Here is a 14,993-nt window from a genome sequence, read left to right as displayed (position 1 = left end):
TTAAGGCACTCGCTTTTTGTTTATGCTCACTACGCAATCCCTACACTTATCTACTACCTGGCTTAACGCGGGTTCAGACGATCAGTTCTGGACAACTTTGGCGCAAACCCTACTACCGCCATATGTTAACACCTGTCGTTGGTTTGCGGGCAAGGCACGGCAACAAACCGGTTTTTCGGTAAGAACAGTACACACAGTGCCCTTGGCAGACGGCGATGTGGCTTACCTGCTGATTTTGGAAACTACCTACGCCGATGGCATTCCAGAAAGTTACCTTTTGCCGCTATCTTTCCTTGCCGATCATTCGGCTCATACGTTACAGTTTCAGGTGGCTGATGTTCCCGATAAAGGGTGCATTGGTGATGTGGTATCCGGCAAACAGACGGGGCTTTTAATTGATGCTATTTACGACGAACGATTTCGGCAAGCCTTATTTTCAGCTATCTGCCAGAGTCAGACACTACCACAAACGGACGGCATTTTGACGTTTCACCGGGGAAAGGGACTGGACGAAGGCGACAACCAGCTTTCTTCACAAGTGTTGCCCGTCGATTCGAGTAATTCAGCCATGACGTTCGGTGATAAATATTTCCTCAAACTCTACCGGAAGTTATTTCATGAAACTAACCCGGAGGTAGATATGGTGGCATTTCTGACTGATGAAAGCAACTTCGCCCATATTCCGGCTTTCGGTGGCAGCATTGTCTGGCAAGGTGACCAGCGACCCGACATTACGTTAGGTATGGTGCAACGAATGGTGCCAAATGATAAGGACTCGTGGATGCAAACCGGCGACTACCTGAACGATTTTTTGTACGGTGTACCGCAGCGAATGTTTGCCATTCGGGAAGACGTATTCGATAAAGTTGAGTTGCTGGGTCAACGAACGGGCGAAATGCACTGTGCTCTTTATAAACCCGCCCGCCCCGGTGTGTCGGTTGACGCGGCTTTTACCCCCGAACCATTCACCAACGACTACCGCGACTTTATGATCAGACGTCTTGAGGACTTGCTCGAACGTCGGTATGCCTTACTAATTGATAACTATACAAAGCTTGATTTACAGGCGCAGCGGCTGGCCTGGGTATTTATGGAGGCTAAGGAAATGATTGAGACCTTCATTGCCGACTTCCGCACCCGCCCACTCGACTCGCTACGCATCCGAATCCACGGCGATTACCACCTCGGTCAAGTACTGGCTACGGAGAGCGATTTTGTGATAATCGACTTCGAAGGCGAGCCAGAGAGCAGCATTGCCGAAAGAAAAATCAAGCATTCACCCCTCAAAGATGTGGCGGGTATGATTCGGTCCTATCACTATGCTGTTTCGGCCAAGTTGTTTAACTCCGCCGAAACCGACGACCTTGATCCTGATCACCTGCAACGTGTCTCAGACCGTTGGTTCTATCTTATCCGGGATACATTTGTTGATGCTTACCTGGACGTATTTGGCGCACCACACCCGCTGTTTAAAAACAACAGTGAAATCAACTTCTTACTCTTGATTTACCTGCTCGAAAAAGCGGTCTACGAATTAGGTTACGAAATTAGTTATCGACCCTCGTGGGTAAAAATTCCACTAAAAGGTATTATCGATGTAGTACGCGAGATCGAAAAAATCCGATTGAGCGATGGCGACACCGTTTCTGATGTGCCAATGCTGCAAACTGGCCTGTTGCAAACAAAACGTAGTTAATTTACGCCTAAGCTGTACGCATCAGGGTGCGTCAATAACGTCACAATTTGCTCTCAGGTCCGTTCGTAATAATAAGAATCGCCCAAAAATTACAACGTCAGAAACATCAGGCCCTAATGCTGTTGATGCTCTTTTGACACTGGGCGCAGCCGACTGGCCGATAAATTGAGAATGCATTTCGTGCGAAACAGCAAGGAAATTTTCTAACTTTCCGCTCCTGAATACGTTCAACAACGTATCTATTTAGTTCCAACCAATGGCAAAACGAAAAACCACTACACCTTTGGCCGAAACCGAACAAACGGTGCAGCCTACTCCTTCCCAACAAGCTACGAGCCACCCCACTCCGTCGGATAAGCCGACTACTCAGGATGGGGATTACTCCCGCTTCTCCGACTTTGATATCCATTTGTTCCGGGGTGGAAAACACCAAAAACTCTACGAAAAATTTGGCTCTCACGTGGTTGAGCACAACGGTGTCACGGGTACGTATTTCGCGGTATGGGCACCCTCGGCGCGGTATGTTGCCGTAATCGGAAATTTCAACGGCTGGGATAAAGGCAATCACTCAATGAAGGTGCGATGGGATTCGTCGGGCATCTGGGAAACGTTTATCCCGAACATTGGCCGGGGTGAAACGTATAAATATTTTATTATTCACGAAGGCGGACGCGAACTGGAAAAAGGAGATCCTTACGCCCATTGGTGGGAAGTGCCGCCCAAAACAGCTTCGGTGGTGTGGGATACATACCACGAGTGGCAAGACCAGGAATGGATGGCCAATCGCAAGGCAAAAAACTCCCTCAATGCGCCATTTTCCGTTTATGAAATGCACATCTCCTCCTGGCGACGAGATCCCGGCAACCCTGACCGCGAATTGAGTTATGGCGAAATTGCCGATGCGCTGGTTCCTTACATACAGGATATGGGCTTCACGCACGTCGAGTTTATGCCTATAATGCAATATCCTTACGCACCGTCGTGGGGCTATCAGATTACAGGTTATTATGCCCCCAGTAGCCGTTTTGGTACGCCACAAGAATTTATGCAGCTCATTGAAAGGCTGCACCAGGCAGGCATTGGCGTACTGCTGGACTGGGTTCCCTCCCATTTTCCGGGCGACGCCCACGGATTATACGAGTTCGATGGGTCACATTTGTACGAGTATCCCGATATGCGCAGGGGCTATCACCCTGATTGGAAAAGTTACATTTTCAACTATAGCCGACCAGAAGTACGCTCATTTTTATTGAGTAATGCTATGTTCTGGCTCGACCGCTGTCATGCTGATGGACTGCGTGTGGATGCCGTAGCATCAATGCTTTATCTGGATTATTCACGTAATGCAGGCGAGTGGGAGCCGAATATTTTCGGCGGGCGTGAAAACCTGGAAGCTGTTTCGCTCTTCAAGGAAATTAACGAAGCCATATATAAAGAATTTCCTGATGTACAGACTATTGCAGAGGAATCAACGGCCTTTCCGGGTGTTTCCCGGCCAGTTTATACCGGCGGATTGGGCTTTGGCATGAAATGGATGATGGGCTGGATGAACGATACGCTCCGCTATTTCGAACGCGATTCTGCTTTTCGCAAATTTCACCAGGACGAATTGACATTCAGCACAGTTTATGCGTTCACAGAAAACTTCATGCTGCCCCTCTCGCACGATGAAGTTGTGTATGGCAAACACTCGCTGGTGGGTAAAATGCCCGGCGACGAATGGCAGCGGTTTGCGAACCTTCGACTGTTATTCTCGTATATGTTTACTCACTCCGGTACCAAACTGCTATTTATGGGTGGTGAATTTGGCCAAACGTCGGAGTGGAAATTCGATGGCAGTTTAGACTGGCATTTGCTCGAATTCGCGCCACACAAAGGAATGGCAGCCTGTGTGAAAGCTCTGAACACGCTTTACACAAAAGAACCGGCTATGTATGAGCGCAGCTTCACGGCTGATGGGTTTGAGTGGATTGATACCACCGATCGCGAAAACAGCGTGGTCACCTATATCCGCAAAGGCAACCACGAGAAAGACACGTTATTAGTTGTCCTCAACATGACACCCATTCCGCGGTCCGACTACCGTATTGGAGTACCATCGGCAGGTTCGTACAAAGAGATTTTCAACAGCGATGCCGTTGAGTTTTTCGGGAGTGGCATTACCAATGCATCACCAGTTGCCAGCGACAATGAAATGTGGCATGGACGAAATCAGTCAATCAGACTAAATGTGCCACCCTTGGGCGCCATAGTACTCAAAATGGTTTAGGTAGAGGAGTGTGAGAGGCAGGTAGAATACAGGTAGGTAAACAACAACTACTAACGACGTGTATTCTATCTGCCTCCCCGCCCAATTCATAAACATACTATACCTACTCCACTTACTTAATTATCTTTGCTGCTGCAACCGTCCTGAATTAATTGATGAAGCAAGCAATTAGTGCGTTACTAACGTTACTTTCCCTTCACAGTTTAGCGCAATCGCCAGTATCAGCTCGTCTTAGCAGCGGTTACGATGTGGGCATGGCCTACTCAAAAAACAACTACAATCCATCTGCCACTTACTACCAACTAATCAATATTGGTGAACGTAAAATCGTCTCGCTTGGCTGGACAGCACGATTAGGGGCCTTTTACGGAGACAATCTCAATTATTATACCGCCCCGGCTCGCTTAACCCGCGGCAAAAGTGGATTTAATGCGCTCTCAGGCCCTTTGGTTACAGATAACATCGACACAATTCGCTACGATTATGTGACTATGACTTCGTTTAATGTCGGTTTTCGGGCGCAGATTAAGTTGGGTCTTGTGGAATTGGGCGTGAGTGCCGACCTGCTGGGGCTAACCTTTGGTAAGTCACGAATGGGTCGTTACAAGTCCTCAACCGGTCAATTCGCAGTCCGTTCAGTTACAGGAGCGGATTCGACTACTGCCTATTTCCAGGGAGCGAACACCTTCCAAAAATCTCGGCCCGGTTTCCTGAATGTGCGATTACTTGGCGATAACGACATCGGTACCTTATCAACGGAAGTCTACGCCCGAGCTCACATCGCTCAACGATTTAGTGTTAAACTTGGCTATCAATGGCTCACTACGGAGATGACTGTTACCAACCGCGATGTCATTGCTGACAATAATCGCTTCCGCAACCGGGTTGGCATGGCGTATCTGGCCGTAACGTTTCCAGTCTTCCAGTAAGTATCTGATAGACTACTGGTTAACTGATACAAACTTTATTCACTCGTTACAAACTACCTGTAAATCAATTCTCGATCAGGCAAAAAAACAGCCTCAATCTCCTAAAGGGGATTGAGGCTGTTTTTAGATAACCACCCAATTATACTTCCAGTGGTTTCAAATCAAAATATGTCTGAAAAATGGTACTTCCGATTTCGTTGGTACGCGTTTGAAAATTATCGAGATACTGGTGCAGACCCGTTTTGAAGATATCGGCGGTTTCGGTGAACTCGATATCTGTACGCAGTTTAGAAAGCGTCCGTTCAGCTGAATTACCAAAGCCGTGTGTGATGTTGTTACCCGAAATTTCGTAGAGCGACAACTCGGCCTGCCGAATGCAATGCGCAACCGAACGCGGAAACATCTTATCTAGTATCAAAAATTCAACAATACTCGATGGCGTCAGCGACCGATATTGCTGGCGATGCATATTGTAAGCGCTAACCGACTTTAGCACGGCCGACCAAATCATTAAGTCGATGGTGGAGCCTACCGCATCTATCTCCGGTAATAACGTGAAATATTTAACATCCAGAAAACGAGATGTTTTATCAGCCCGTTCCAGAAATCGTCCCAGCCGCCCAAAATGCCACGCTTCGTTGCGCGTAATGGTCGCATCGATAATGCCGTAGAAAAGCTGAGTGCTATTGCGAATTTCCGTGAAAAAATTCTGTGTCTGAATCTCTTCCCATTGCTGCTTAGGCGACGTGTCGCGCACCATCAGATAAAACTGATTTAAATGCTCCCACATTTCCTTCGAGATGGCTTCGCGGATAGTACGGGCATTCTCCCGGGCATTGCTCAGACAGGCTACAATTGAGTTCGGATTGCGCTTATCGAAAGTCATAAATTGAATGACATTCTCACGCGTTGGTTGCTTATAATATTTTGTAAACAGATCATGATCAGCCGTTGCAATGAGCAGCGGCTCCCACTGTTGGTTTACATTGGGCGGCAAATCGAGGGCCAGATTAAAGTTCACACTCATGAAACGGGCATAATTTTCGGCCCGCTCAATGTATCGATGCATCCAGTAAACAGAATTAGCAACGCGACTCAGCATAACGTATAAAGTTGGGATAAAACGGTGGATGACCAACAAAAATAGACCTTTTTGACTACTTAGCAATAAAATAGGTTCAATTAGAGCGTCAATGCAGAACAATTACCTATTAAGAATATACTTTATCATTTAGGTAATTTTGGATCAAACGTTGTATAAAGTCCCTTTAGTGATAAATAATGAGATTAGAAAAACGCACTTGAACACTTCTATACGTAGAACGGTTTATTGGTTCACTTCTACAATATTATGATAGACAAACTACATTCGCTACTCGCGTTTAGCCTGATCCTCAGTACAGCCGCTTTTGCAACCGCCAATCCGGGACCATCCAAGGTCGACTCTAAATTCTACGAAGTTAGAATTTACCACCCAACACCAGGCAAATACGCTGAGATCGTGGACCGTTTTCGGCAGTATACGACCAAGATTTTCGAGAAACACGGCATGGAAAACATTGGTTATTGGACACCTACCGACACGTCTCGCAAAGAACTAATTTACATTCTGGCGTACCCTAGCCGGGAGGCTCGCGATGCATCATGGAAAGCATTCGGCAGTGATCCCGAGTGGAAAGCAGTTGTTGCTAAAACAGAAGCTAACGGTAAACTAGTTGACCATGTGGATCAAATTTTCATGACTGAGTCCGACATATCACCCAAGATTAAAGTGGGACAAAAATCGCCTGAACGGACGTTTGAGTTACGGACCTACACACCGGCACCTGACAAGCTTCCCAATCTATTAACCCGCTTCCGCGATCATACCATCAAGCTATTCAGTAAACATGGCATGACGAATATTGGGTATTGGGTTACGGAGGAAAAAGATCAGACAGTTCAGCCCAAGCTAGTTTACATTCTGGCGCATCCTAGCGAAGCAGAGGGAAAGCAACACTTCGAAGAATTCCGCAAAGACCCTAAATGGGTTGTAGCTAAAGCAGAATCGGAGAAAGGTGGTCCCCTAACCACTAAAGTGGAGTCGGTATATATGAAACCAACGGATTATTCGCCAATTAAATAAGTTAAACAAACAACCCGTTTTCACAATCGGTTTCTGACGTAAACAAACAACGTTATGAAACCGATTGATCGTTTTGTTACCAGCTTACTCGAAAATCCGGGAATGTCGTCCTTGTCCCGTCAGGATTTCTTCCAACTAACGGGTCGTAGTTTGGCGGTCGGTGCTTTAGGTAGCGCGTTTGCTTCGTGCGAAAAAAAGCCCGAAGCAAACAATGCTGCTTCGTCAATAGCCAGCACACCCAGCGGACCAGCGCCAAAATTACCTGCTACCTCACCACCGGCTGATGTACCCACTGATGTCAGTAAGCCAATTGAGTTGGAGCAGATTAAAGCCAAGACCGAGCAACAGGAAGGCCCCACTCCCACTCCATTGTCTGAGGATCAGCGCGTGGGTTACGCCCTTGTTGGTCTCGGTCACTTAACGCTTAATCAGATTTTACCGGCGTTCGGTGCGTCTAAAAAATCAAAAGTAGTGGCTTTAGTGAGCGGCAGCCCCGAAAAAATGCAGAAGGTAGCCGCTCAGTATGGAGTCAAAAAAGAGAGTTGCTATAGCTACACCGACTACGACAAATTGCGGGATAACAAAGAGGTACAGGCCATTTACATTGTTTTACCGAACGGCATGCATGCCGAATACACCGTTCGGGGAGCGCAGGCGGGTAAGCATATCTTGTGCGAAAAGCCAATGGCCAATTCAGCGGAGGAATGCCAGGCGATGATTGACGCGTGCAAAAAAGCTGACCGTAAATTAATGATTGCCTATCGGATTCAATATGAGCCACACAACAGAATGGTGCGCGAAATGGTCCAGAAAGGGCAGTTTGGCAAGGTGAAAAGTATTGTAGCCACAAACGGTCAGAACTCCGATAACCCCGATCACTGGCGGTTCAAGAAAGCTCTGGCTGGTGGTGGCTCACTCCCCGATGTTGGTTTATATTGTCTAAATACAATCCGGTATGTTCTGGGCGAAGAGCCAACCGAAGTTATGGGTTATGTACACAGCACGCCCAATGACCCACGGTTTAAGGAAGTAGAAGAACAGGTCAACTGGCTGATGAAATTTCCGAGCGGAGTACAAACTAGTTGCTCTACCAGTTACGGTCATCACGACGATAAGAATTATAAAGTGCTGGCCGACACAGGCTGGATAAAAATGGATCCGGCTTTTCCATATACCGGCTTACAACTGGAAACAAGTCAGGCACAGGGAACTGAAAACCAGATTATTCAGCACAAGATTTCTGATAAAGATCAATTTGCCGCTGAATTAGACCATTTTTCGGAATGTGTAATGGAGAATAAAACGCCGTTTACGCCGGGTGAAGAAGGGCTTCAGGATCAGAAAATCATGGAAGCCATCTATCAATCGGCACGCGAAGGAAAACCAGTGAAGTTGGCATTAGTGGATAAGAAAGACGCTTTCCGAGGGCCACAACCAAAGCAAGCTTAATAATATTTTGATTGGGATGCTTAACACATCCCAATCAAAAAAAAATCACAGCACGACAAACTCAACCCGTCGATTTTTCTTGCGGTTCTCTTCGTTGTTGTTTGGAGCAACGGGATCGATTGGCCCACGACCAACGGCTTTCAGGCGACTTTTGACAATACCTTTACCCGCCAGATAGTCAATAATCGACTGGCATCGGTCGCGGGAGAGTTTCGTGTTTAAGTCAAAATCGCCCTGATTATCGGTATGACCACGAATTTCAATTTGTACGGATGGGTTTTCTACTAGTACTTCATACAACTGGTCGAGTTCGGGGTACGATTGCGGGCGTAGAACAGGGCTGCTTTGATCGAAGTAAATGTTGCTTAACTGAATAGGCTTGCCTTTTTCGATTTGCTTGAATGGTTTGGCGGTTACCGTTGATACCGATGCAGCATTTGTAGTAATCGGCGCAGTAGGAGCCGTCGGCACAACAGGTTTTACTTTAGGAACCTCACTTGCCGCTACGGCTGCCGTTCGGGAAGGTGGCTTCGTTTCGGCAGGTGGATGTTTGGCTAAAATGAACCGCGCTTCGTTTTGTATGCTGTCCAGCTTTATTGACTTTGCAAAGTTTGCATACCCTTCGGCTGTACTGCTCAACAGATAGGTTCCTTTGGCGGGAAGGTGTATTTTAGATAGACCTGTGGTTGCATCAGGTGTAAGTGTAACCGATGTTATACCGGCAGCCTTGCCACTGAGTGTAAAACGGGCATCCGGAATAATCTTATCTGTCTGCCTATCAACTGCCCAAATGGTTAGATTAATGCCGGTTCGGTCTAATTCAGCATCAAATTCATAGCGGTTGCCCTGGGGTGACAGGGCAATGGTCATGTTGCGTTTGACAGACGAATAGCCAGCGGCACTAACCTCCATGAATACCTCATCCGGGCTAGTGAAAGTACGTTCGAGTTGGCCGTTAGGTAAAGCAAACTGCTCTGTTTTACCCGTAGCTCGTGACCTGATTACTACGACAGCCGATGGGAGTGGCTTACTGATTTCTCCTGCAAACGCTTTGATTGTTAAAACACTGGGTTTCGTTTTCCGACCAGAATCAGCCCGACTAAGCGGCACTATGGTAGGCAGTTTGCGGTCCCACGTTTCAGTTGTAATCGAACATACATCAAGGTCGCTATGACTAATAAATACATCATCAAATAGCCCATGCCATGCTGTCGCCAGTATTGCCAGTCCAATGTAGCGAAGCAAGAGCCACTTATTCATTCGTGAAGGGGACATCCTATTTTGCAGGTCATTATCTGAAAACCGGATACACCATTTATACTACTCAGTATGCTTAATGATGAGCCGTGGTTGAGACCGGCGGATTAATCATAATGTGTGCCCGGTGGGTGCCAGGGTCCATAATCCAGGGCATACCGGGTGATTCAGGCTTCAGGGGTAGACCGGTACTTTCGGCGGTAGCGTAGGGAATATACACGACATAGCGCAGGTAACCGTCCTTCACGTCGCCGGTAGCTAAATCGTAGTTCTCATCTTTAGCTGTATAAGAAAACAACGTTGATGGATGGGTTGGCATGGTCAATTTTTTATCCTTTACCTCCTGCTCACGCGTAGTCAGAATCTCAGCCGGTTTCTTTCCTGCCTGTTTTAGTACCCGACCGCGTTCCATAAACGGGTCTAAATCGCGGTGGTAGCACGACACGCTCAATCCTTTCTGAGCCGGGTCGTCGGCCAGGCAGATGAGTTCATTAGTACCCTTTCGTAACACGATAAACTGATTTTTGTCTGAATAGCCATATACAGTCGCACCATCGCGTTTGTCAGCGGGTGCTGCCAGCACAGCGGTTTTGATCTGAATGTCGGACGAGGGTACGATGGGCGTCTGCGCCAGCGTTGACGCTAACAGCCCCTGTAGGGCAATGAAGGCCGCAATTGTTTTCATGATTGGTAGAAGGTTATAAGCTTAATATAATGGCACGAGGCTCCAGCCTCGTGCCATCAACCATCGCAATGACCGAGGTCATTTTCGACAAAGTACTTGCAAGCTTTTCCGGCAGAAGTTGATTGACTACTTGTATAGCAATTATACTTTCTGGCGCGTAACTTCTAAAGATGAATCACTGGATGAGTGCGTGAAACGTTTCTTCCAAAATTTGATCGGGCGTATGTACCTCCCGTCAAATTTCACAAATGCTATCTTGGTAGCCTCCCCAAAGGGCAAGCCGCTGGACCTGGCAAAACGGTTTGATGGATCAGCGAAAGTGGAACCCTACAGTTTGTTTTAACAACAATCCGTAATGAGGTCGGCACTGATTTTTAAGCATTTAGTCCCGCTTAGCTTTCTTCTCTCTCTTCTCCTCTTTCTTTTCCTTCGGAGTTTTCACGGGTTCCTTCTTCGTGGTTTTCTTTGCATTCTGACTCTTTGCCATAGTGGTTTTGTTTAGAAGTAGTTCTTTAGTTTCAACTCAGGTAAAGATAAATGATATTTCCGGAAATGATCAATCCGGTATATCAACCAGTGGCGATATTGCAGAAGCCGTTTTTAGCCAGGTCTTGAAACTTACTGATAGCCTCTGGCCTGCAAACCAAACAACTCGGCATAACGACCATCTTTCTCAAGTAGTTCGTAGTGACTTCCTATTTCGTGAAGGGTTCCGTTTTCTAAAACTAAAATCCGGTCGGCCATGCGAACGGTACTAAACCGGTGCGAAATAATCACCGACGATTTACCGTCCGTCAGTTTACCAAAACGCTGGAACACCTCATATTCGGCACGCGCATCAAGGGCAGCAGTGGGTTCGTCAAGGATTATTAACTGAGCATCACGCATGTAAGCCCGACCAAGCGCGACTTTTTGCCATTCGCCCCCCGACAATTCAACCCCTTTACCAAACGAACGACCTAGTTGCTGATCGTAGCCTCCGGCAAGTTTAGCAATTACGGTATCAGCCAAGCTCTGTTGTGCCGACGTCTCAATGCGTGTCTGGTTATTTCTTTCGTCGATATCACCAACGGCAATATTCACTCCCGCCGACATTTTGAAACGGGTATAGTCTTGGAAAATGACGCCAATGTTGTGTCGGAGTTCCATCAGATCGTACTCACGAAGGTCGTAGCCGTCAAGCAGAATTCGTCCTTCAGCGGGATCATAGAGACGGGCCAGCAGTTTAACAAGGGTAGTTTTCCCTGCGCCGTTTTCACCGACAAGGGCCAATTTCTCCCCAGCCTGAAGCGTAAAGGATAGATTACGCAACGCCCACCGTTCGGAATTGGTGTACTTAAAGCCAACATTCTCGAACACAAAACCTTCCCGAATTGGATTTGGGAACGGGCGAGTTACGCTAGGCGAGTGGATGAGCGGTTTAATAGCGAAGTAGTCGAACAAGTCCTGCAAATAAATAGCTTCCTGAGTCAGACTGCTGAACTGAAGCAGGATACCTTCCAACGAACCGCGTACCTGTCGGAATGATCCAGCCAAAAACGTCAGGTCACCCAGCGAAATTTGACTGTTTACGGCCCGCATCACAATCCAGACGTAAGCACCGTAGTAGCCTGCGGTACCAAGGGCCGTAAGAATCGTTCCCCACCCGGCCCGACTGATGGTCAGCGCCCGGTTTTTTAAATAATATTCCCACGACAATGACCGAAACCGGTCGATTAGGAAATCAGACAAACCGAAAATTTTAACTTCTTTAGCCGTTTCGTCGCTGGCACCTATAAAGCGTAGATAGTCGAGTTCTCGTCGTTCGGGTGTCCACGAGCGCGAAAGAGAATAACTGCGCTGATTGAAGTAATTATCGCCGATAAATGATGGCGTGACGGCTACCAGAATCAGCAGTAACAACCAGGGGTTATAAACGGCCAGACCAGCCGCCAGAAAGCCTACCGAAATCAGTTCCTGCACCTGCCCGAACACGCCGGAAAGCAGTACCGTCCGGCCACTGGTTTGGCGTCGGGCGCGTTCGAGTTTGTCATAAAACGTCGCATCTTCAAACTGTTCCAGATCAAGTGTAGCCGCGTGTTCCATCAGCCGAACGGAGGTCTGGTTGGCAAACAAATCGCCCAGTAAACTATCCATAAGTGCCACCGCCCGGCCCAGTGCCGTTGACAGAATAGCTAGCCCAAATTCAACCCCGACAAGCCACCAGATATGGTTGGTATCGTGAGTGTCAATGTGTTTGGAAAGATCAACAACCTGATCAATAATGAGTTTACCAACGTAGAGCGTAGCCGCCGGAATAGCCGCCCGAATGAGCCGCAAAGCCGCATTGCCGAGAAATAAACCCGGTGAGGCTTCCCAGACTAATCTAAAAAACGCGGGCAGGTTACCGAGGGCTGCGAACCGTTCGCGCCAGCTTACTTGTTCCTTAGTATCAGTAGGTTTAGCGTGTGGAATTTCCTTTTTTGCCATATATAAAAAGACAAGCCCAACGGGGGATTAGTTCATCGAAACTTGCTTTCCGTCCCACTGGTCAAGTGTCTTAACCCGGCCATCAACTGTCGAAAAATTGTATAGGCTGGTATCGGCAAAAAAATGGTTAAGCATCGTCATGACGAAACGAATGTGACACATTTCACAAGATGTCGCGCAGATCAGGGAATAAGCATAAATTCATTATTATTAACGCAGGAGCTATATTGGCGCCTTAAACTCTTTGTTACTTCATTTTACCAAACTGATTTACGTTGATCTGTTTCGCGGTGAAGCTTACCTTCTATATGAAATCGCTCGTTTCGCGGCTGAGTCTGTTCATAGCCCTTTTTATGGGGTTTGGCACAATGGCCCAGAATGTAACTTTCTCACCCACCGAGCCAACGGGCGTTACGTTTTTTTCAGGTTCCTGGAAAGACGTATTAGCCGAGGCAAAACGCCAGAACAGACCCGTTTTTGTGGACATATATACGACCTGGTGCCCGCCCTGCAAGCGAATGGCCAACGAGGCTTTCCCTAACCTTAAAGTGGGCGCTAAATTTAATGTTCATTTTATCAACTACCAGCTCGACGCCGAAAAAGGGGAAGGTGTGCAAGTGGCGAAACAATACGGCGTATCGAGCTATCCAACAGCACTTTATATTGCTCCCAACGCGGCACTAGTTCACCGGGCGGTGGGCTATAGCGGCATTAATGGTATGATCGATCAGGCCAATACCATGCTGGCTACGCCCCAACTGCGAACAACCGTCGCCAAAGGGGATAAGGATTATGCCGCTGGTCGGCGCGACCCAGCCTTTCTGAAGAAATATGTAAAGACCCGCCAACTGCTCGAACGGCCTAGTAGTGATGTACTGGATACTTATCTCGATGCACTACCGGAGTCGGACCGCTCGACAAACGAAACGATGTTATTTGTAGCCGAAGCAATCCAATCATCTACCACAAAGGCATTTGATTACCTGATTAAAAATCGGTCAGATTTACTTGTAGCCAACGCAGAGAAACGAAGTCTTGCAACAACGGTTTCTGATGGGCTGTATCGGGCACTCGACAATGATTTCAGGCGGGCAAGTGCAACCAACGACGAGATTCTACTGGAAACGGTCATTGCCAACAGCGAACGGAACACTACTTCGGCTAATCCATTAATGATTCGAGAGGAAACACAGACTCAGGAAGCGGCCAACGACTACCGGCTAAGATTTCTTAAACGCACCCAAAACTCAATGAAATAACGGCAAATCGCTATTCTCATGGAACGAGAACCAGCCGAAATGGAAAGGAAATAAAGCCAGTGTGACGGTAATTTTTTAATACAAACGGGCTGACTCGCTTACAGTCAGCCCGTTTACTTGTGCTACCTTTCTGCCGCATTATAACGTTTTAATTTCACAAAGCACCTTAATGCGACGTTTAGTAAGTAATAATCATTTTTAACTCTTCCGACCGTATGGGTGCCCAGTCATTCACCAAATTTTTTGAGCGGTTTGCTTCCAAAGCAACGCAATCCACTGGCTCTTCTACAGCCTTCTTACTGGCGCTACTAACAATTATTCTTTGGGTCATTACCGGCCCTATTTTTGGCTACTCCGACACCTGGCAGCTAGTCATTAACACGGGTACCACGATCATTACTTTTTTAATGGTTTTCCTGATTCAGAAGTCGCAAAATAAGGACTCTCTGGCGATGCAGATTAAACTTAACGAACTGATTGCGGTGAATCAAAAGGCCAGTAATCGTTTGCTCAATGTAGAAGACCTGACCGAAGCCGAACTGCATGCACTGCATAAGTTTTTTGGCAAACTAGTTGAACGATCAAAAACGGAATCCAGCTTGTCTGAATCGCACTCGGTTGAGGAAGCCGAAGATATCCACGAAGATAAACTTGAGGCCCTGAAGCAACACCAGGCGTCCCGCCATAAGCATAAGCCAGCGACAAAACCAAATTCATCACATACCAAAAAACAGTCGGGTAGCACTCGGTAAAGCAGAACGAACACAGGCAGCAATCAAAGCTATACCCGCTATTTTGTATCGGCTTTATCCGTAATTTTGTTTATCTTACTCAACTTTCGTTTTATCCCTAAAC

Annotated in this window: 11 protein-coding genes; 7 read left to right on the top strand and 4 right to left on the bottom strand. The window is 47.2% G+C overall.

Features of this window, described 5'->3' with window-relative positions; all coding sequences use genetic code 11:
- The first annotated feature begins 22 nt into the window (after nucleotides 1–22).
- The 3 genes from ACFS25_RS04275 to ACFS25_RS04265 all read left to right on the top strand — a co-directional run bounded on the left by ACFS25_RS04275 (nucleotide 23) and on the right by ACFS25_RS04265 (nucleotide 4,894).
- Complete coding sequence (locus ACFS25_RS04275; protein ID WP_381497166.1) at nucleotides 23–1,696, top strand: putative maltokinase; 1,674 nt, start codon at nucleotides 23–25, stop codon at nucleotides 1,694–1,696.
- A gap of 256 nt (nucleotides 1,697–1,952) precedes the next feature.
- Nucleotides 1,953–3,965, top strand: a complete 2,013-nt coding sequence (gene glgB / locus ACFS25_RS04270; RefSeq protein ID WP_381497165.1) for a 1,4-alpha-glucan branching protein GlgB — start codon at nucleotides 1,953–1,955, stop codon at nucleotides 3,963–3,965.
- A 155-nt stretch (nucleotides 3,966–4,120) separates the two neighbouring features.
- Complete coding sequence (locus tag ACFS25_RS04265; RefSeq protein WP_381497164.1) at nucleotides 4,121–4,894, top strand: hypothetical protein; 774 nt, start codon at nucleotides 4,121–4,123, stop codon at nucleotides 4,892–4,894.
- Nucleotides 4,895–5,033: 139 nt separating this feature from the next.
- Here the strand turns inward: ACFS25_RS04265 and ACFS25_RS04260 are convergent, their stop codons facing one another.
- Nucleotides 5,034–5,996 carry an alpha-E domain-containing protein gene (locus ACFS25_RS04260; protein WP_381497163.1) on the bottom strand — a complete coding sequence of 321 codons (963 nt, stop codon included), beginning with the start codon at nucleotides 5,994–5,996 and terminating at the stop codon, nucleotides 5,034–5,036.
- A 249-nt stretch (nucleotides 5,997–6,245) separates the two neighbouring features.
- Between ACFS25_RS04260 and ACFS25_RS04255 the strand changes: the two genes are divergently transcribed.
- Both ACFS25_RS04255 and ACFS25_RS04250 read left to right on the top strand, forming a co-directional pair.
- Complete coding sequence (locus ACFS25_RS04255) at nucleotides 6,246–7,019, top strand: NIPSNAP family protein (protein WP_381497162.1); 774 nt, start codon at nucleotides 6,246–6,248, stop codon at nucleotides 7,017–7,019.
- Nucleotides 7,020–7,073: 54 nt separating this feature from the next.
- Nucleotides 7,074–8,468, top strand: coding sequence for a Gfo/Idh/MocA family protein (locus ACFS25_RS04250; RefSeq protein ID WP_381497161.1), 1,395 nt, complete (start codon nucleotides 7,074–7,076; stop codon nucleotides 8,466–8,468).
- A gap of 45 nt (nucleotides 8,469–8,513) precedes the next feature.
- Here the strand turns inward: ACFS25_RS04250 and ACFS25_RS04245 are convergent, their stop codons facing one another.
- The 3 genes from ACFS25_RS04245 to ACFS25_RS04235 form a co-directional block, all read right to left on the bottom strand.
- Nucleotides 8,514–9,728: an OmpA family protein gene (locus ACFS25_RS04245; protein ID WP_381497160.1), complete on the bottom strand. Its 1,215-nt coding sequence runs from the start codon at nucleotides 9,726–9,728 to the stop codon at nucleotides 8,514–8,516.
- Nucleotides 9,729–9,801: 73 nt separating this feature from the next.
- A complete protein-coding gene (locus tag ACFS25_RS04240) occupies nucleotides 9,802–10,410 on the bottom strand; it encodes a hypothetical protein (RefSeq protein WP_381497159.1) in 609 nt (202 codons plus the stop codon).
- A gap of 618 nt (nucleotides 10,411–11,028) precedes the next feature.
- A complete protein-coding gene (locus ACFS25_RS04235) occupies nucleotides 11,029–12,879 on the bottom strand; it encodes an ABC transporter ATP-binding protein (RefSeq protein ID WP_381497158.1) in 1,851 nt (616 codons plus the stop codon).
- Between the two features lie 308 nt (nucleotides 12,880–13,187).
- On the opposite strand from ACFS25_RS04235, the gene ACFS25_RS04230 reads away from it, so the two are divergent.
- Entirely contained in the window at nucleotides 13,188–14,138 is a 951-nt protein-coding gene (locus tag ACFS25_RS04230) for a thioredoxin family protein (RefSeq protein WP_381497157.1), read from the top strand.
- 215 nt (nucleotides 14,139–14,353) lie between these two features.
- Nucleotides 14,354–14,890: a low affinity iron permease family protein gene (locus ACFS25_RS04225; protein ID WP_381497156.1), complete on the top strand. Its 537-nt coding sequence runs from the start codon at nucleotides 14,354–14,356 to the stop codon at nucleotides 14,888–14,890.
- Nucleotides 14,891–14,993 lie beyond the last annotated feature (103 nt).

The organism is Spirosoma flavum, from assembly GCF_042686045.1.
In the GTDB taxonomy this organism is placed as follows: domain Bacteria; phylum Bacteroidota; class Bacteroidia; order Cytophagales; family Spirosomataceae; genus Spirosoma; species Spirosoma flavum.
The sequence above is the reverse complement of the archived record's forward strand: the minus strand, read 5'-3'. Positions and strand labels throughout refer to the sequence as shown.